This is a genomic window from Occultella aeris (assembly GCF_902703175.1).
In the GTDB taxonomy this organism is placed as follows: Bacteria; Actinomycetota; Actinomycetes; order Actinomycetales; family Beutenbergiaceae; genus Occultella; species Occultella aeris.
This window is the reverse complement of sequence record NZ_CACRYJ010000051.1, coordinates 1-512: the sequence shown is the minus strand read 5'-3', so window position 1 is coordinate 512 and position 512 is coordinate 1. Positions and strand designations below refer to the sequence as shown.

Here is a 512-nt window from a genome sequence, read left to right as displayed (position 1 = left end):
GGTCGCGTACGGGCGGACCTCCGACGTCGTGCTCGTCGGCGACTGGAACGGCGACGGCATCGACACCCTCGCCGTCCGCCGCGGCAACATCTACTACTTCATCAACTCGCTCAGCAGCGGCAACGCCGACCGGGTCGTCGCATACGGACGAACCAGTGACAGGGTGCTGATCGGAGACTGGAACGGCGACCGTGTCGACTCCTTGGCCGTGCGGCGTGACAACCTGTACTACATCGCGAACGGTTTCGGCGGTGGTGCGGCTGACCGCGTCGTGGCGTACGGCCGGGCCACGGACGCCGTGATGGTCGGCGACTGGAACGCGGACGGCATCGACACCCTTGGTATCCGCCGGCCCGCACCGGCACCCGTGCAGTTCGGCGCCGGCACGCTCCGGGTCGGTACCGACGTCGCTCCCGGAACGTATCGGGCAAGCACCGGCGCCGACAGTTGCTACTGGGAGCGCCTGGCCGGGTTCAGCGGCGAGTTCGACGACATCATCGCCAATGACTTCG

General features: G+C 68.0%; 1 protein-coding gene. It reads left to right on the top strand.

The annotated features are described in order from the left end of the window. On the top strand, positions 1 to 512 hold a 512-nt coding region (locus tag HALOF300_RS27075), incomplete at both ends, for a hypothetical protein (protein WP_197522643.1).